The 16,372-nt window shown below is 74.2% G+C and carries 15 protein-coding genes and 1 riboswitch; of the genes, 9 read left to right on the top strand and 6 right to left on the bottom strand.

What is annotated here, in order from left to right; translation table 11 throughout:
• The first annotated feature begins 3 nt into the window (after positions 1-3).
• The 3 genes from OO57_RS17750 to OO57_RS17740 all read left to right on the top strand — a co-directional run bounded on the left by OO57_RS17750 (position 4) and on the right by OO57_RS17740 (position 3,514).
• Complete coding sequence (locus OO57_RS17750) at positions 4-1,161, top strand: LacI family DNA-binding transcriptional regulator (protein WP_033253478.1); 1,158 nt, start codon at positions 4-6, stop codon at positions 1,159-1,161.
• Positions 1,162-1,325: 164 nt separating this feature from the next.
• Positions 1,326-2,483, top strand: coding sequence for a metallophosphoesterase (locus OO57_RS17745; RefSeq protein WP_081973758.1), 1,158 nt, complete (start codon positions 1,326-1,328; stop codon positions 2,481-2,483).
• A 164-nt stretch (positions 2,484-2,647) separates the two neighbouring features.
• Positions 2,648-3,514, top strand: coding sequence for a hypothetical protein (locus OO57_RS17740; RefSeq protein ID WP_051777859.1), 867 nt, complete (start codon positions 2,648-2,650; stop codon positions 3,512-3,514).
• On the opposite strand, the gene OO57_RS17735 is transcribed toward OO57_RS17740, so the two are convergent.
• Positions 3,409-4,950, bottom strand: coding sequence for an MFS transporter (locus tag OO57_RS17735; protein ID WP_051777858.1), 1,542 nt, complete (start codon positions 4,948-4,950; stop codon positions 3,409-3,411). The two genes, OO57_RS17740 and OO57_RS17735, sit on opposite strands and share 106 nt — an antisense overlap.
• 121 nt (positions 4,951-5,071) lie before the next feature.
• Here OO57_RS17735 and OO57_RS17730 point away from each other — a divergent pair, with 121 nt between their 5' ends.
• The gene (locus OO57_RS17730) at positions 5,072-6,067 is read left to right on the top strand and encodes an Lrp/AsnC family transcriptional regulator (RefSeq protein WP_033253477.1); all 996 of its coding nucleotides are present in this window, start codon (positions 5,072-5,074) and stop codon (positions 6,065-6,067) included.
• Positions 6,068-6,077: 10 nt separating this feature from the next.
• On the opposite strand, the gene OO57_RS17725 is transcribed toward OO57_RS17730, so the two are convergent.
• Entirely contained in the window at positions 6,078-7,292 is a 1,215-nt protein-coding gene (locus OO57_RS17725) for a M20 metallopeptidase family protein (protein WP_033253476.1), read from the bottom strand.
• Positions 7,293-7,377: 85 nt separating this feature from the next.
• Positions 7,378-7,983, bottom strand: a complete 606-nt coding sequence (locus OO57_RS17720; protein ID WP_051777856.1) for a TetR/AcrR family transcriptional regulator — start codon at positions 7,981-7,983, stop codon at positions 7,378-7,380.
• A 97-nt stretch (positions 7,984-8,080) separates the two neighbouring features.
• On the opposite strand from OO57_RS17720, the gene OO57_RS17715 reads away from it, so the two are divergent.
• The 4 genes from OO57_RS17715 to OO57_RS17700 all read left to right on the top strand — a co-directional run bounded on the left by OO57_RS17715 (position 8,081) and on the right by OO57_RS17700 (position 11,299).
• On the top strand, positions 8,081-8,605 hold the full coding sequence (locus OO57_RS17715; RefSeq protein ID WP_033253475.1) for a carboxymuconolactone decarboxylase family protein: 525 nt from the start codon (positions 8,081-8,083) through the stop codon (positions 8,603-8,605).
• On the top strand, positions 8,602-8,802 hold the full coding sequence (locus tag OO57_RS17710) for a hypothetical protein (RefSeq protein WP_033253474.1): 201 nt from the start codon (positions 8,602-8,604) through the stop codon (positions 8,800-8,802). The genes OO57_RS17715 and OO57_RS17710 overlap by 4 nt, the downstream gene beginning before the upstream one ends.
• A 126-nt stretch (positions 8,803-8,928) precedes the next feature.
• Complete coding sequence (locus OO57_RS46820) at positions 8,929-10,254, top strand: glycosyltransferase 87 family protein (protein WP_158715152.1); 1,326 nt, start codon at positions 8,929-8,931, stop codon at positions 10,252-10,254.
• 109 nt (positions 10,255-10,363) lie between these two features.
• The gene (locus tag OO57_RS17700) at positions 10,364-11,299 is read left to right on the top strand and encodes a SecDF P1 head subdomain-containing protein (protein WP_033253473.1); all 936 of its coding nucleotides are present in this window, start codon (positions 10,364-10,366) and stop codon (positions 11,297-11,299) included.
• A gap of 255 nt (positions 11,300-11,554) precedes the next feature.
• Here OO57_RS17700 and OO57_RS17695 read toward each other — a convergent pair whose 3' ends face one another.
• The 3 genes from OO57_RS17695 to thiC form a co-directional block, all read right to left on the bottom strand.
• Positions 11,555-13,120 carry a glycosyltransferase family 39 protein gene (locus OO57_RS17695; protein ID WP_033253472.1) on the bottom strand — a complete coding sequence of 522 codons (1,566 nt, stop codon included), beginning with the start codon at positions 13,118-13,120 and terminating at the stop codon, positions 11,555-11,557.
• 314 nt (positions 13,121-13,434) lie between these two features.
• Complete coding sequence (locus OO57_RS17690) at positions 13,435-13,929, bottom strand: hypothetical protein (RefSeq protein ID WP_033253471.1); 495 nt, start codon at positions 13,927-13,929, stop codon at positions 13,435-13,437.
• A 132-nt stretch (positions 13,930-14,061) separates the two neighbouring features.
• Positions 14,062-15,882, bottom strand: a complete 1,821-nt coding sequence (thiC, locus tag OO57_RS17685; RefSeq protein ID WP_033253470.1) for a phosphomethylpyrimidine synthase ThiC — start codon at positions 15,880-15,882, stop codon at positions 14,062-14,064.
• A riboswitch (TPP riboswitch) is annotated at positions 15,878-16,011 on the bottom strand. Its footprint overlaps the gene before it by 5 nt.
• A gap of 112 nt (positions 16,012-16,123) precedes the next feature.
• Here thiC and OO57_RS17680 point away from each other — a divergent pair.
• Positions 16,124-16,324, top strand: a complete 201-nt coding sequence (locus OO57_RS17680; protein WP_033253469.1) for a hypothetical protein — start codon at positions 16,124-16,126, stop codon at positions 16,322-16,324.
• Positions 16,325-16,372 lie beyond the last annotated feature (48 nt).

The following is a 16,372-nucleotide window of genomic DNA, read 5'->3' as shown; positions in this document are numbered from 1 at the left end:
GCCATGACAGCAGCAGCCAACCAGAACGGTCGACGGGCCACCGCGTCCCGGCGCCTGGAGCGGGCCGGCATCCGGGACGTCGCGGCGGCCGCCGGCGTGTCCATCACCACCGTCTCGGACGCCCTGAACGGCAAGGGGCGCCTCCCCGACGAGACCCGCAGCCGGGTCCGCGAGGTCGCCGAGCGGCTCGGGTACCGGCCGTCCGCGGCCGCCCGCACCCTGCGCACCGGCAGGTCCGGCCTGATCGGCCTGACGGTCACCACGTACGGCGAGGAGCCGTTCACCTTCACCGAGTTCGCCTACTTCGCCGAGATGGCCCGGGCCGCCACCAGCGCCGCGCTCGGCCGCGGCTACGCCCTGGTGGTGCTGCCCGCCTCCTCCCGGCACGACGTGTGGAGCAACATCGCGCTGGACGGCACGGTGGTGATCGACCCGCCCGACCAGGACCCGCTGGTCACCGAGCTGTACCGGTCCGGCGTCCCGGTGGTCTCCGACGGCAAGCCGGGCAACTGCCCGGTCACCGCCTGGGTCGACAACGACCACGAGGCCGCCGTGCTGAACATCCTGGAGCACCTCAGCGACGCCGGGGCCCGCCGGATCGGCCTGCTCACCGGCACCTCCACCGACACCTACACCCGGCTCTCCACCGAGGCGTACCTCGCCTGGTGCGACCGGGTCGGCCAGGAGCCCGTGTACGAGGCCTACCCGGCCCACGACCCGGCCGCCGGGGCGGTGGCCGCCGACCGGCTGCTGGCCCGCCCCGACCGGCCCGACGCGGTGTACGGCCTGTTCGACCCGAACGGCACCGACCTGCTGGCCGCCGCCCGCCGCTACGGGCTGCGGGTGCCCGACGACCTGCTGCTGGTGTGCTGCAGCGAGTCCGACGTGTACGCCAACACCGAACCCCCCATCACCACGCTGTCGCTGAAACCCCGTCGGATCGGCACCACCGTGGTCAACCTGCTGATCGACGCGATCGAAGGAGTCGACGCGGGCACCGGCACCGCCACCGGCCGGCTCTTCCCGCCGCGCTACCGCACCGCCGGGACCGGACCGCCGCCCGGCACCCTGATGCCCACCGAGCTGATCGTCCGGGCCTCCTCGCAGCGCCGCACCCCGCGCACCACCGTCAGCCCGCCCCGGGCCCCCGGCGAGGTGTGACCGCGGGGCCCGTCCGGCCCGTCCCGCCCGCCGGTCCAGACCACCCCAGACCGGTACGGACCGGACGGCCCGGGGGCCCGCGCGGGGCCGGGCGGACGGGCCGGCAGGAATCGGATACCGACCAGGTGAGGACGACGGGAGAGTGCGCTTCCTATGATGGGCCAATGACACCCGAGGACCTCTTCCGCGAACCCGAGCTCCCGCACTCGGGCCCCCGCCCCCGCCAGGACCTCGACGTGCTCCCGCAAGGCTCCTACTTCGAACCGGCCGAACCCGCCGGTTACCCGTACGAGGAGACGTACAGCACCTACGGCGGCGCCCGCTACCTGGAGCAGCACTGGGCCCCCGCGGGCCAGTTCGGCGCCGACGCGCCCACCGCGCCCGGCCAGCCCGGCCACTACGCGCCCACCGGCGGGGCCCCGCACGAGGACCCGCCGACCATCGAGCTCGGCCCGCCGATCGACACCCCGCCCGTCGAGGTGCACTTCCCGTACCCGCAGCCCGAGCCCGGCGAGGGCCCCGGCCCGCTGTTCGTCATCGGTGACGTCCACGGCTACCTCGACGAGCTGCTGGCCGCCCTCCACCAGCAGGGCCTGATCGACACCGAGGGCCACTGGTCGGCCGGCCGCTCCCGGGTCTGGTTCCTCGGCGACTTCACCGACCGCGGCCCCGACGGCATCGGCGTCATCGACCTGGTCATGCAGCTCGCCGCCGAGGCCGCCGCGGCCGGCGGCTACTGCCGCGCCCTGATGGGCAACCACGAACTGCTCTTCCTCGGCGCCTCCCGCTACGGCGACGAGGCCGTCCAGTCCACCGCCGGGACGGCCTCCTTCCTCGCCGCCTGGCGCCTCAACGGCGGCCAGCAGCACGACCTGGAGCGCCTGCAGCCGCACCACATCAGCTGGCTCTCCCGGCTGCCCGCGATGGCCCTGGAGGACGGCCACCTGCTGCTGCACTCCGACACCACCGCGTACCTGGAGTACGGCGAGACCATCGCCGACGTCAACGACGCCGTGCACGCCCTGCTCGCCGACGAGGGCATCGACGAGTGGTGGGACGCCTTCCGCAAGTTCACCAAGCGCTTCGCCTTCCGCGGCCAGGCCGGCACCATGGCCGCCCAGGAACTGCTCGCCGTCTACGGCGGCTACCGGGTCGTCCACGGCCACAGCCCGATCCCGTACCTCACCGGCGACCAGCCCGAGGACGGCACCCCGCCGCACGTCCCCGGCCCCTACATCTACGCCGACGAGCTGGCCATCGCGATGGACGGCGGCGTCACCATGGACGGACGCCTGCTGGTCGCCCGGCTGCCGCTGAACTGACGCCGCCGGGCCGGGCCCGGAACCGAACAACCGAACGGCAACCGCCCCGCCGCGCACGGGAACCGAGCGCACGGAAGTTCCGGAAAGAGGCTGTCGGCCCGCTCCCGCGCGCCCCTACCATCGGAGCCCACTGACCTCCGTCGACCTCGCGGAACGGGGCACCCATGAGCAACCCCCCGCGCCTGCTCGCCGAGGACCGCGCCGACTTCGCGCGGCTGCTCGGCGAAGCGCTGCGCGACACCGGCGTCCGGCAGGCCCTCGCCGAACCCGGCGAGCACCTCACCGCCGAACAGCTGCACACCAAGGCGCTCGCCGACGCCGACACCGTCGCCGCACCCGCCGCCCCCGAGTACGCGCACTACCTGGCGCTGCGCACCGCGCTCGCCGAGCACCCCGGCACCGCGCCGCCCGCCGGGGCCGGGCTGTTCCCCGTCCTCACCGTGCTCACCCCCGTCCTGGCGGGCGCCGCCGGACTCGTCCTGCTGCTGCTCGGCTGGCTGCTGCGGGCCGCCGCGCCCGACCTCGCGCTCGGCCGCTCCACCGTCACCGCCGGGATCCTCGCCCTCGCCATCGCCGCCGCCGCCCTGCTCGTGGGCGGCGCCGGCCTGGTCCTCACCGCCCTGCGCGACGCCTCCACCGCCCCCGGCCACGCCGACCCCCAGCAGCACGCCGACCTCGCCGAGGCCCGCGAGGCCTGGCGCACCGCGCTGCGCGAACGCGCCCTGCTGCCCTGGCTGCACGCCAACCTGGCCGCCGCGCCCGTCGCCCCGCTCCCGCACGCCCGCACCGCCCCGCCCGACCTGCACAGCCCCGGCTACAGCCGCGCCGCCTACTCCTCCCCCGGCTTCACCAGCCCCGGCGTCGAGGGCCTCACCGACGACCGGGGCCGCCCCCGCGAACGCTCCGCGGAGTTCACCGGCCCCGGCTACTCCTCCCCCGACTTCACCAGCCCGGGGCCGGAGGGGCTCACCGACGAGAAGGGCCGCCCCCGCCCCGAGGGCCCGGGGTTCACCGGCCCCAACGAGGTCTGAACGGCGGTGCCCCCGTCAGGGGCCCTCCACGAGCGGGCCCGCAGCGCGAGCGCCACCGGCACGCCCAGGCCGCACAGCAGCGCGCAGCCCGCCCAGACCAGGGTGTACGCGCCCTCGGCGGGGGTGCCCGCCCGGAGCACCAGGTGGTCCAGGACCGCGGCGGCGACCACGCCCGCGGCCGCGCCCGCCAGGGACTTGAGGGTGTTGTAGACGCCGGTGCCGATGCCGGTCTGGTCGGCGGGCAGCCGCTGCATGAGGAGGGCCGGGAGCAGGCTCAGCCCCAGCCCGGCGCCGTAGCCGGCCAGCGCGCCGCCGAGGACGAACTGCCAGGGGGCCGCGTGCCCGAGGGCGATGGCGCCGTAGCCGGTGGCGCACAGCGCGAAGCCGGCGGCGAGGACGGCGGCGGGGGCGTGCCGCGCGGCCAGCCGGTGGGCGGTGAGGGCGCCGAGGGTCGCGGCGGCGGTCTGCGGCAGGACCAGCAGGCCGAGCACCAGCGGCACCGCGCCCAGCCCGTAGCCGGTCTCCGCGGGGTCGGCGGCCTGGAAGGCCAGGGTGGGGCCCTGGGCGCCGTACAGGGCGCAGCCGAGCAGGAAGCTGAGGGCGAAGACGGGCGCGGTGGCCCGGCGGGCGAGCAGCCGGACGTCGACCGTCGGGGTGTCGGTGCGCAGTTCCTGACGGACGAACAGCACCAGCAGCCCGGCGCCCGCGGCCAGCAGCGGCAGCGTCACGGCGACCGGCAGCACCCCGCTCGCGCCGAGGGCGGACAGCAGCAGGGTGAGGCCGAGCGAGAGCAGCGCGGTGCCCGCCCAGTCGATCCGGCCCGCGGCCCTGGTCCGGGACTCGGGGACGAGCCGCCACACCACCGGCAGGGCCAGCGCCGGGAGCACGGCCAGCGCCCACAGCAGCGGGCGGGTGGCGGCGGGGTCGGCGCCGAGGCCGCCGACCGCGAGGGCGCCCAGGGTGGAGCCGACGGTCAGCGAGCCGACCAGCGGGCCGACGGCGCGTCCGCCGCGCTCCTCGCCGAGGCGGTCGCGCAGGATCGCGAACTCCAGCGGCAGCCAGCAGGCCAGGAACCCGGCCAGGGCCCGTCCGGCGAGCAGCACCGGCAGGTCGGGGGCGAGGGCGGTGACGACGGAGCCGAGCAGGGTGAGCAGGACGGTGGCGCGCAGCAGGCGGCGGTGGCCGTACAGGTCGCCGAGCCGGGAGGTGAGCGGCACCGCGACGCCCGACACCAGGAACTCGACGCCCAGCGCCAGGCTCAGGTCGGCGGCCCGCAGGCCGAGGTGGTCGCCGAGGCGGGGCAGCAGGATCGGGAAGCCGCCCTGCAGCACGCCGCTGGCGAACTCGACCAGGGCCAGCAGCAGGACGGCGGAGCGGGCGGCGGAGCGGACGGGGCCGGCGGAGCGGGCGAGCGGGGGCGCGACGGGGGCGGTCATCGGCGGTTCCGTGGGGGTGCGGAGGGTGGTGGGGGTGGCGGCAAGGATGGCTAACCTGGAGGGCACCGCACCGCCCGCGCACGAATCCGTTCCTGCGGCCGACCCCGCGCAAGGATCAGCCATGATCGACGAACTCGACCTGGCGCTCGTCGACGCCCTCCGGGTCGACCCGCGAGCGCCGTGGTCCCGGCTGGCCGCCCCGCTCGGCGTCGACCCGGCGACGCTCTCCCGGCGCTGGTCGCGGCTGACCGCGAACGGCGACGCCTGGGTGACCTGCTACCCGTCGGCGGACCGGATCGGCCGCGGCCTGACCGCGCTCGTCCAGGTCGACTGCCCGGCCGACCGGGTCGGCGCGGTCGCCGCGGCGGTGGCCCGGCACCCGCAGACCGCCAGCATCGAGCTGGTGACCGGCGACGCCGACCTGCTGCTGACCGTCGCCGCGTACGACCACGGCTCGCTGACCTCGTACCTGCTGGAGCGGCTCGGCGCCGTGCCCGGCGTGCTGCGCACCCGGACCTCGCTGGTGGAGCGGACGCTGGTGGAGGGCAGCCGGTTCTCCAACGGGGCGCTGGACGCCGAGCAGCGGCGGGCGATCGCCGCGCCGCCGCCGGGGGCGGCCCGGCCGGTGGCGGACCGGCGGGTGGAGGAGGACCTGGCGCTGATCCGGGCGCTGGGCGCGGACGGCCGGATGCCCTACGCGGAGCTGTCCGCCCGCACCGGGCTGCCCGCCAGCACGGTGCGCCGCCGGCTGGCCGAACTGCGGGACTCCGGGCGGGCGGTGCTGCGCTGCGACGCCTCGCCGCGGGTCACCGGCCACCCGGTCGGCGCGATGCTGTGGTTGGACGTGCCGCCCGCAAACCTGCCCGACGCGGTGCGGCGGCTGACCGCGCTGCCGCAGACCCGGATGTGCGCGGTCACCGTCGGCCCGGCGAACCTGGCGCTGTACCTGGTCGCCCCGCAGCTGCCGGACCTGCGCCGGATCGAGCAGGACCTGGCGCACCACCACCCGGCGGTCCGGGTGCACGACCGGCACGTGACCCTGCGCACCCTGAAGCTGGTCGGGCACCTGCTGACCGCGGACGGCCGCCGCACCGGCTACGTCCCGATCGAGCCCTGACCGGCGCCGCTCACCGCAGCCTGCCGAGCGCCAGCGCGGCCAGCAGGGCCGCCGCATCACCGAGGACGCCGTCGTCGAAGCGGGCCTCGGCGGAGTGGTTGTAGGCGGCGGTGAACGGGTCGGCGTCGGCGGGGCAGGCGCCGACCATGACGTACGCGGCGGGGACGTGCTCGGCCAGCACGCCGAAGTCCTCGGACCCGGCGAGCGGGCGCGGCATCTCGACGTACCGGTCGTCGCCGAGCAGTTGGCGCACCGTGCGTGCGGCGTACCCGGCCTCGGCCGGGTCGTTGACGGTGACCGGGTAGCCGGGCTCGACCACCGCGTCGACCCGGCAGCCGTGCGCCTCGCCGATGCCGCGGACCACCCGGACGGCCTCGGCGAGGACCAGTTCGCGGGCGGCGGGGGAGAAGGAGCGGACGGTCGCGGCGAAGGCGGCCTCGTCGGGGATGACGTTCTCGGCGGTGCCCGCGTGGAAGGTGCCGACGGTCAGCACGACCGGGTCGAAGGCGTCGAAACGGCGGGTGACCATGGTCTGCAGGGCGAGCACGGCCTCGCAGGCGGCCGGGACGGGGTCGGTGGCCAGGTGCGGGCTGGAGCCGTGGCCGCCGCGGCCGCGGACCACCACCCGCAGGGTGTCGGAGGCCGCCATGATCGGCCCGGGCCGCCCGGCCACGTACCCGGCCGGGAGGAGGGCGGCGCCGACGTGCAGGGCGTAGGCGGCGGCGACCCGCTCCCCGGCGGCGTCCAGGACGCCGTCCTCGACCATCAGGGCGGCGCCGCCGCCGCCCTCCTCGCCGGGCTGGAACATGAACACCACGCTGCCCGCCAGCTCCTCCCGGCGGGCGGCGAGCAGCCGGGCCGCGCCGACCAGCGCGGCGGTGTGCAGGTCGTGCCCGCAGGCGTGCATCGCGCCGGGCACCTCGGAGGCGTACGGGAGGCCGGTGGCCTCCTGCACGGGCAGGCCGTCCAGGTCGGCGCGCAGCAGCACCGCGGGGCCGGGGCGGGCGCCGCGCAGCACGGCGGTGACGGAGGAGAGCCGCTCGCCGGTGGTGACCTCCAGCGGGAGGCCGTCGAGGGCGGCCAGGACGCGGGCCCGGGTGCGGGGGAGGTCGAGTCCGGTCTCGGGTTCGCGGTGCAGGGCGCGCCGCAGTTCGACGAGTTCGGGGTGGAGCGCGGCGGCGTCGCGGCGGAGTCCGTCGAGCGGGGGGTGAACGTCGGCCGACATGGGTGCGCCTCCTGGGTGGACGGGGAGCGGACGGTTCCCCGGCATCCTCGCGCCGCCGCCCGCCCGTCCGGCCCGGGCGCACGGATCACCCGCGGGCGGCGGGCTCCGCGCACGGATCCTCCGGTCCCGCTCCCGGCGGCGGCTCGGCGGCCAGCAGGGCGGCGGCGATCGCCCGGGCCTCGGCGGCGGGGGCGGGGGTGCCCTCGCGCAGCGCGGTGACGATCGCGCCGTCCACCAGCAGGACGAGCCGGCGGGCCAGGGCGGCGGCCGGCTCCGGGGCGCGGCCCTCGGCGGCGAGCAGCCCGGCGACGTAGTCGGCGACCTGCTGCTTGTGGGCGGCGGCGACCCGGTGGGCGGGGCTGTCGGGGTCGGCGGTCTCGACCATGGTGTTGATGAAGGCGCAGCCGCGGAAGTCGGCGCGGGCGAAGCGTTCGGCGAGGGCGTCGAACACGTCGAGCGGGCGGCCGCCGAGGGCGGTGACGCGTTCGGCGAGCCAGTCGCGCCAGGCCCGGTCGCGGCGGGCGAGGACGGCGACGACCAGGGCGTCCTTGCCGGTGAAGTGCCGGTAGAAGGAGGCGCGGCCGACGCCGGACTCGGCGAGGATCCGCTCGACTCCGACCGCGCGGATGCCTTCGGCGTAGAACAGCGCCTCCGCGGTGTCGAGCAGGCGGGCGCGTGCGTGGGTGGCCATGTCCCCCAGGCTAGCGGGTGGTTGACGAATTTCGGTACCGGTCGGTACCGTCTTGTCGCGTCGGAACGGAACCGATCGGTACCATCTGGAGGGGACGATGCCACGCCTGCCACTGCTCACCGAGGACGCGGACGGACTGCTGGAACGCACCCGCGCCCGCCTCGGACGCCTCCCCAACCTGTACGCCACCCTCGCCAACTCCCCCGCCGCCCTGGGCGGTTACCTCGCCCTGCACGAGCACCTCGGCAACGGCGCCCTCACCCCGAAGCTGCGCGAACAGCTCGCCCTGCTCACCGCCCAGCACAACGAGTGCACCTACTGCGTCAGCGCCCACACCCTGCGCGGCCGCCGCCTGCTCGGCCTCAGCGAGGAGCAGCTCACCCGCACCCGCGAGGCCGCCGACGACACCGACCCGCACGCCGACGCGGTGCTGCGCCTGGCCGACCGCGTCCTGCACAGCCGCGGCCGGGTCACCGACGAGGAGCTCGCCGCCGCCCGCGCGGCCGGGGTCACCGACGCCGAACTCGCCGAGATCACCGCCCACGTGGCGCTCAACACCCTCTCCAACTACTTCAACCACCTCGCGCAGCCCGCGCTCGACTTCCCGGAGGTCCCGGCATGACCCCCCACCCCCGCCGCGGCACGGTCGAACTCCGCCCCGGCTACACCGTCCTGGACGCGGCGGGCACCCCCGTCGACCGCGCCGAGGACGTCGAGTTCACCCTGGAGGGCGGCTTCGCCCACCTCCGCCTGCCCGGCACCGACACCGTCCAGACGGTCTCCGCCCCGGCCGTCCACCGCCTCACCCACCCCGCCTGAACGCGCCCCGCCCGCACCCCCGGACCGGCTCCGTCCCGTCCTGACCGTTACACAGAGCGGCTAGGATGTGTGCCAATTGTGTTCGGGGGGCGAAGTGGGCGCTCCCCGCCTCCGGGGAGATTGTCTGTGAGCGAACTTAATACGTCCGACGGCGTGCGGGGAGCGCTGTCGAAACCGACGGTCCGCCGGCTGCTGGCCGTCGCCGTCGCGGCCGTCTGCATAGCCGTCCGGCTGCCGAAGTGGCACACCGAGTCGGTGGACTACCAGGTCTTCCTGCAGACCTGGTACCACTACATCGCGGACAACGGCGGCCTCCGCGCGCTCGACGACCCCGGCTTCGCCGACTACAACGTCCCGTACCTGTACCTGCTGGCCGGCCTGACGCACCTTCCGGTCTCCGCGCTCACCGGGATCAAGGCGCTCTCCGTCGCCTTCGACCTGCTGCAGGCGTTCTTCGTCTTCAAGCTGGTGGCCCTGCGCTTCCCGGGGCGCTCCGCGTGGCAGCCGTTCGCGGCGGCGCTGCTGGCCGTGCTGCTGCCGACCGTCGCCGCGAACAGCGGCTGGTGGGCGCAGGCCGACTCGATCTACACCTCGTTCGTGGTGGCCGGGGTCTACTTCGTGCTCCGGCACCGCCCGTGGTGGGCCTGCACCATGCTCGGCCTGGCCTTCGCGTTCAAGCTCCAGACCGTCTTCGTCTTCCCGTTCCTGCTGGTCATGGCGGTCACCCGGCAGGTCAAGTGGCAGAGCCTGCTGGCGGTCCCGGCCGTCTACCTCGCGCTGGACGTCCCGGCGCTGCTGGTCGGCGCGGACCCGGTCCAACTGCTCACCGTCTACGGCCGCCAGACCGGCACCTACCAGAGCCTCGCCCTCAACGCCCCGTCGCTCTACCACTTCATCGAGAAGCCCGGCAGCCCCGGGACCGCCGACCTGATCCGCAGCATCGGCGTGGTGTCCGCGGCCGTCGTGGTGCTCGCCCTGACCGCGCTGGCCGTCCTCTCCCGCACCGGCCGCCGCACGATGCGCCGCGCCTCCACCGGGGCCTCGCTCACCCCGGACCAGGTCCTGCTGACCGCGCTGGCCTCGGCGGTCACCGTACCGATGCTGCTGCCCTCCATGCACGACCGGTACTTCTACATGGTGGACGTGCTCAGCCTGGTGGTGGCCTTCCAACTGCCGCGCCGGCTCTGGTACGTGCCGTTCCTGGCGCAGGCGGCCTCGATGGCCAGCTACCTGCCGTTCCTGTACTACGAACTGCCGGACCACTACCGGAAGTACCACTGGTCGACGAACGAGTGGCGGCTGATCTCCGGCCTGATGGTCCTGGCCGCCCTCGCCGTCCTGACCGCCGCCGTGCGGGAGTACCGCCGCGGCCCGGCCGAAACCGCCCCGGTCGAACCCGTCTCCGCCCACGACCCCGACCGGCCCCCGGCCGAAGCCGCGCTCTCCTCCTGACGGGGCCCCGACCCCGCAACGCCCAAGGCCCCGAAGGGACTTCCCGCCGGGGCCTTCCCCTTCCGCGGATCCGGCCCGCGCCCACGCCCCGACTGCCACACTGGCCGGCATGAAGCCCTCGCGCCGAACCGCCGGCTCCACCGTCCTGCTGCTCGCCTGCGCCCTGGGCACCGCCGCCTGCGACTCCGACCCCGCACCCGCGGCGCCGCCCGCTTCACCCTCCGCCCCGTCCTCCGCCCCCGCCGGCCCCCGGACCACCACCACCTTCACCAGCGACCGGCCGCTGAGCGCCGACGCGCTCGACCGGGCCGCCGAACAGCTGCGCCACCGCGCCGAGTTGATCGGCCTGGCCGACCCGAAGGTGACCACCGCCGACGGCACCCTCACGCTCTCCGTCGCCGGACCGGTCGACGGCGACCGGATCGCCGCCCTCGCCCACCGGCCCGTCCTGGAACTCCGCCCGGTGCTCGCCGCCGGAACGTTCGGCGCCGCGCCCGCCGACCGCACCTCCGGGGACGTCCCCGCCCAGTGGCAGGACCGCTTCACGGCCCTGGACTGCGGCACGGACCACCCCACCGCCGCACCCCCCGGCGCGGCCGCCGCGCCCACCGCCCCCGGCACCGAGACCGTGGCCTGCAGCAGCACCGACCCCGCCGGCCTCCGCCAGAAGTTCCTGCTCGGCCCGGCCGCCCTCCAGGGCTCCGACATCGCCGGGAGCACCGCCGAGCTCGACCCGAACGGCGCCGGCTGGCAGGTGCACCTGCGGTTCACCCCCGCCGGCGGCACCGCCTTCGCCGACCTCACCGGCCGGATCTCCGTGCTCCAGGAGCCGGCCAACCAACTCGCCGTCCTCGTCGACGGCGCCGTGCTCTCCCACCCCTACGTCAGCCAGGCCATCACCGGCGGACAGGCCGTCGTCTCCGGCTCCTTCGACGAGGAGGAGGCCCGGGAGCTGGCCGCCCAGCTCGCCACCCCCGCCCTCCCCGCCGACCTCCGCCCGGGCAGCACGACCACCATCGGGAGCACCACCACCGCGGCGCCCTGAACCCGCCCGCGGACGCCCCGGCGGGCGGCGCGCACGCGCAACCGCCCGTCGGAGTGAGGCACTTCACACCGCGGACGCGCCGTCCAACGGCCACGGCCCCGAACCGGCCCCGACCGGGCCCGACCGGGCCCCGCGAGCCGCCGGCCCGCCCGCCGGGAGGACGCCGGGAGGACGCCGGGAGGACGTCGGGAGGACGTCGGGAGCACGCCCGCCGGAGCACCGGTTCCGGCGGGGCCGCGACCTGCTGTCGGAACGCTAGTGGGTCACGCACCGGATGACGGTCCACTGCTCGTGCCCGGCGATCTTCTCCACACCGGCGCACTCGCGCTTCTCGTCGCCGCGCAGCACCGCCACGTAACTGGGAACGGAATCCAGCAGCTTCTCGCCGCTGGAGAAGTAGTAGTTCCGGTAGTTGCGCACCTGGTAGATCCCGCCGACGGTCTCCACCTCGGAATTCGCCTGGAAATCCTTCGGATCGGCCTCCAGGTAGAACAGGGTCTCCATGTAATTGAGCGGGAAACGGTCGGATATGTAGATCGGCTCGTCCCCCTTCCGCGCCGCGTCCGCCGAATCCAGCGCCGCCTCGAACCCCCTCCCGAAGGGCTGGGCGATCTGCTCCGGGTAGCGGGTGGTGTAGTCGTGGAAGAAGAGTGCGCCGTAGCCGAGCGCGGTGGCCATGATGACCGCGACGACCGCCCGTCCGGTCCTCCGGTCGGTCATCGAGCGGTACAGCCCGCTGACGCCGATCGCGGTGAGGGCGACGAGCGGGATGAAGAGCGCGTTGGCCCGGTTGCCGTTGGCCGGCACCACGCACAGCAGGACGACGGCGCCGACCAGCCAGAACGTGAACAGGTTGGCCTCGGGGCTGCGGGTGCGGGCCGCGAAGTAGACGCCGAGCGCGGCCAGCGGGAACCCGATCACGCCCAGCACCAGGAAGCCGTTGGGGATGGTCCAGAGGTAGCCGTCGCCGAATCCGCCGGTCACGAAGTGCGTGTTGAGCTCGGCCAGGTTCTGGCCGTCACTGATCTGGTCCAGCCGCGACGAGGCGAACTTCGGCACGGTGAACGGCAGCGAGGACACGAAGTGCGGGCTGTAGTGCAGGACGTTGTTGACCAGGACGAGCAGCAGTATCGGCCCGGCGACGATCAGGAACCCCAGCATGCTCAACCCGACCGGGAGCCGGTTCTGCAGGACGGTGCGGTACCGGGCGGCGAGGTAGAGCCCCCCGATCACCGGCACCACCATGATCGCCACGCCGTAGGCGTACAGCGCGAGCGCCAGGAAGACCAACGAGAAGGGGATCAGCCTCCGGGCGCGCGACGAGGTGTACGCGTACCCCAGGGTGGTCACTCCGGCGAGCAGGAAGAACGGCAGGATGTTCGACTCCAGCGCCCACCGCGACGCGGTGATGTGCCAGGGGGTGACGGCGAGGAGCCCCGCCCCGACCAGCGCCGCGGGAGTGTCCACGAAGCGCCGCAGGGCCGCGTACAGCAGCGGGACGGCGCCGATTCCCAGCAGCACCGGGACCAGCCGCACCGAGAACTCGCTCAGGCCGAACAGGCCGATGAAGGGAATGCTCAGGTAGGAGAGCAGGACGTTCTGCCCGGATCCCCAGCTGGGGAAGTAGGCCGGCCACGGGTTCCCCCACCGGTCCGTGCCGTTGGTCAGCAGCGAGAAGGACTCGTATCCGGCGCTGGCTTCGTCCTGGTTGAGGCCGCCGGGCAGGTCGGGGAAGCGCCAGAGCCTGAGGATCGCCGCGACCGCCGTGATGGCGGTGATGGCGATTGTTCTCTTTTCAAGGTTCGCGAATCGTCCGATCACGATGCGGTTCGCACGACGACAAGAGGAACAACGGGCGGCACTGCGCATTTCATTTCGAAACCGATCCCTCTCCCTGTCGGCAGGCCACACCGCACTGCCAATTAATAAGGGATCATACTACTGACGATAGGAGTGCCAGCACGATTGTCCGCGTACCGCAAGGCCCCGGGCCCGTTGATCCGGGTGCGACGGATCCGTTCCGCCCGCGGACGGTGCCGTCGGTCGGCGAGCGGGAGGTGGACCCGGTTGCCCCGGGCGGCGGACTCGGCGGACTTCTCGGCCGTACCGGCGAGGAGGACCCGCTCCTCCGGCGCCTACAGGCAGATCCAGCAGTAGAGCTGCTCGCCGACGCCGCTGGCGCGCCTGGCGAGTCGGATCAACTCTTCGGCCAGCGGCTGCATGTCTTCGACGCCGGCCGGGCGAAGCTCCTCCGCCTGCACCCACCTGGCGACGACCGTCGGCACATCCGCGTCGTCCACCCCTGCCAGCGTGTCCCGGACCGCGGTGCCGAGTTCCACCACCCACGGGCCGGTGGCCCAGGGGTCGTCCTCGTCCTGCGGGCCGTCCGGTCCGGGCTCCGGGGTGGTCGGCCACACCGGGCTCCCGTCCACGACCCCTGCTTCCCAGGGGACCTGACGGATGGCGGCGATCAGCTCCCCCAGCACGAGGTCCGGATCCAGGCGCTTGGCCTCGACTCCGTCGAAGTGCGGGTCCCGGCCGCCGACCAGCGGGCGGTCGTCCGCGTCCTGCAGCGCCCGTACGACCGAGGCCGCATCGGCTGCTCGAAAGTAGTCGGTCAGCACGCCCACGGGTTTCCTCCCCCACACGGTCCTTCGTCGGCCGACAGTAGACCAGGCACGACCGACACCGGCACCAACCGGAGCACCGCGCCGGGAAGCCCCCTCCTGCCTCCCGGTGCGGTGCCCCTGTGAGCTGCGTTGTCAGTCCGCCAGCGGGAGGTAGACCCGGTTGCCCTGAGCCGCGAACTCCTCGGACTTGGCCCGCATCCCGGCCGCGGCCTCGTCGTCGTTCACGCCCAGTTCGTCGCCGTAGGTGTCCATGATGCTTTTGCTGATCTTCATCGAGCAGAACTTCGGGCCGCACATGGAGCAGAAGTGCGCGGTCTTGGCGGGTTCGGCGGGGAGGGTCTCGTCGTGGAAGGCGCGGGCCGTCTCCGGGTCGAGGGCCAGGTTGAACTGGTCCTCCCAGCGGAACTCGAAGCGGGCGTCGGAGAGGGCGTCGTCCCAGGCCTGGGCGCCGGGGTGGCCCTTGGCGAGGTCGGCGGCGTGGGCGGCGATCTTGTAGGTGATGACGCCGGTCTTGACGTCGTCGCGGTCGGGCAGGCCGAGGTGTTCCTTGGGGGTGACGTAGCAGAGCATCGCGGTGCCCCACCAGGCGATCATCGCGGCGCCGATGCCGGAGGTGATGTGGTCGTAGCCGGGTGCGACGTCGGTGGTCAGCGGGCCGAGGGTGTAGAACGGGGCCTCGTCGCAGATCTCCTTCTGCAGGTCCATGTTCTCGCGGATCTTGTGCATCGGGACGTGCCCGGGGCCCTCGATCATGACCTGGACGTCCTTGGCGCGGGCGATCCGGCCGAGTTCGCCGAGGGTGGTGAGTTCGGCGAACTGGGCCTCGTCGTTGGCGTCGGCGATCGAGCCGGGACGCAGGCCGTCGCCGAGCGAGAAGGTGACGTCGTAGGCGCGCAGCAGGTCGCAGAGTTCCTCGAAGTGCGTGTAGAGGAAGTTCTCCTGGTGGTGCGCCAGGCACCAGGCGGCCATGATGGAGCCGCCGCGCGAGACGATGCCGGTCTTGCGGCGGGCGGTCAGCGGGACGTACCGCAGCAGGACGCCCGCGTGCACGGTCATGTAGTCGACGCCCTGCTCGCACTGCTCGACCACGGTGTCCCGGTAGACCTCCCAGCTGAGCTCCTCGGCCCGGCCGTCGACCTTCTCCAGCGCCTGGTAGAGCGGGACGGTGCCGATCGGGACGGGGGAGTTGCGCAGGATCCACTCGCGGGTGGTGTGGATGTTGCGACCGGTGGAGAGGTCCATGACGGTGTCGGCGCCCCAGCGGGTGGCCCAGGTCATCTTCTCGACCTCCTCCTCGATGGAGGAGGTGACCGCGGAGTTGCCGATGTTGGCGTTGATCTTCACCAGGAAGTCGGTGCCGATGATGGCGGGTTCGACCTCGGGGTGGTTCACGTTGACGGGGATGACGGCCCGCCCGCGGGCCACCTGCTCGCGCACGAACTCCGGTTCCAGGCCCTCCCGCAGGGCCACGAACTCCATCTCGGGGGTGATCAACCCCTGCTTCGCGTACGCGAGTTGGGTGACGGCGACGCCGTCGCGGGCGCGCAGCGGGCGGCGCGGGCGGCCGGGGAAGACGGCGTCCAGGTTGCGCAGGTCGCCGCCGCGCGGGGCGGTGTGCCTGATGCCGTCGTCCTCGGGCCGGGCCTCGCGGCCCTCGTACTCCTCGACGTCGCCGCGCTGGCGGATCCAGGGGTCGCGCAGTGCGGCCAGGCCCCGCCGGACGTCGGTGGTCTGCTCCGGATCGGTGTACGGCCCGGAGGTGTCGTACAGCGGGACGGTGCGCCCGTCGGTGAGGTGGACCTCGCGGTAGGGCACCCGCAGGTCGGGGCGGCTGCCCCGGCGGTACGCCTTGCGCCAGGCCGGGGTCGGGTACCCGGTGGCGGACGGCTGGTCGGCGGACGGCCGGTCGGCCGACGGCTGGTGGGCAGACGTGTGCTCGGTGAATGCGGTCATGCGACCTTCAACTCCCTACGCCGGCATTACCCGGTCAGGTTCCTGCGGTCGACGCAGCAGGTGGTACGCGGGCCCGCGTACCGTCAGCGCCCTCTCAGCCCGGTGCTCCGAGCTCCCGTTCCGCGCAGGGGCGTGCGCCGCCTGCGTTCGCCGTTCACGGTAGGGCACCGGGGGCGGCTGGTCCAGCACGCCTCCGAGCGGCCGCTGTTCAGCGCGCGGTCGGGCGGGGGAGAATCCCGGGGTGATCGGACTGGTGGGGCGGGTGACGGGGCGGATCGGTGCGGGCCTGGTCGGCGAGGTGATGGTGCACGTCCCCGAACGCCTGGGCACCGAGGCGTTCCTGGCGTACCGGGCCGTGCCGGGCGAGCCGCTGCAGCCCGGCACCATGGTGGTCGTGGTCGATTACCAGCCACCGCGCACCGTGTACGTGGAACCCTTCTGACCTCTCCTCCCTGGCCCTGCGCAAACCTCCTGCAACAGTTTCGGGACA

This window comes from Kitasatospora phosalacinea (assembly GCF_000717185.1).
GTDB lineage: Bacteria > Actinomycetota > Actinomycetes > Streptomycetales > Streptomycetaceae > Kitasatospora > Kitasatospora phosalacinea_A.
This window is presented reverse-complemented; position numbering and strand designations above follow the sequence as displayed.

Excerpts from the sequence above, each read along its gene's own strand:
- OO57_RS17750 (WP_033253478.1), top strand. The coding sequence starts at position 4 with ATGACAGCAGCAGCCAACCAGAACGGTCGACGGGCCACCGCGTCCCGG.
- OO57_RS17745 (WP_081973758.1), top strand. The coding sequence starts at position 1,326 with ATGACACCCGAGGACCTCTTCCGCGAACCCGAGCTCCCGCACTCGGGC.
- OO57_RS17740 (WP_051777859.1), top strand. The coding sequence starts at position 2,648 with ATGAGCAACCCCCCGCGCCTGCTCGCCGAGGACCGCGCCGACTTCGCG.
- OO57_RS17735 (WP_051777858.1), bottom strand. The coding sequence starts at position 4,950 with ATGACCGCCCCCGTCGCGCCCCCGCTCGCCCGCTCCGCCGGCCCCGTC.
- OO57_RS17730 (WP_033253477.1), top strand. The coding sequence starts at position 5,072 with ATGATCGACGAACTCGACCTGGCGCTCGTCGACGCCCTCCGGGTCGAC.
- OO57_RS17725 (WP_033253476.1), bottom strand. The coding sequence starts at position 7,292 with ATGTCGGCCGACGTTCACCCCCCGCTCGACGGACTCCGCCGCGACGCC.
- OO57_RS17720 (WP_051777856.1), bottom strand. The coding sequence starts at position 7,983 with ATGGCCACCCACGCACGCGCCCGCCTGCTCGACACCGCGGAGGCGCTG.
- OO57_RS17715 (WP_033253475.1), top strand. The coding sequence starts at position 8,081 with ATGCCACGCCTGCCACTGCTCACCGAGGACGCGGACGGACTGCTGGAA.
- OO57_RS17710 (WP_033253474.1), top strand. The coding sequence starts at position 8,602 with ATGACCCCCCACCCCCGCCGCGGCACGGTCGAACTCCGCCCCGGCTAC.
- OO57_RS17700 (WP_033253473.1), top strand. The coding sequence starts at position 10,364 with ATGAAGCCCTCGCGCCGAACCGCCGGCTCCACCGTCCTGCTGCTCGCC.
- thiC (WP_033253470.1), bottom strand. The coding sequence starts at position 15,882 with ATGACCGCATTCACCGAGCACACGTCTGCCCACCAGCCGTCGGCCGAC.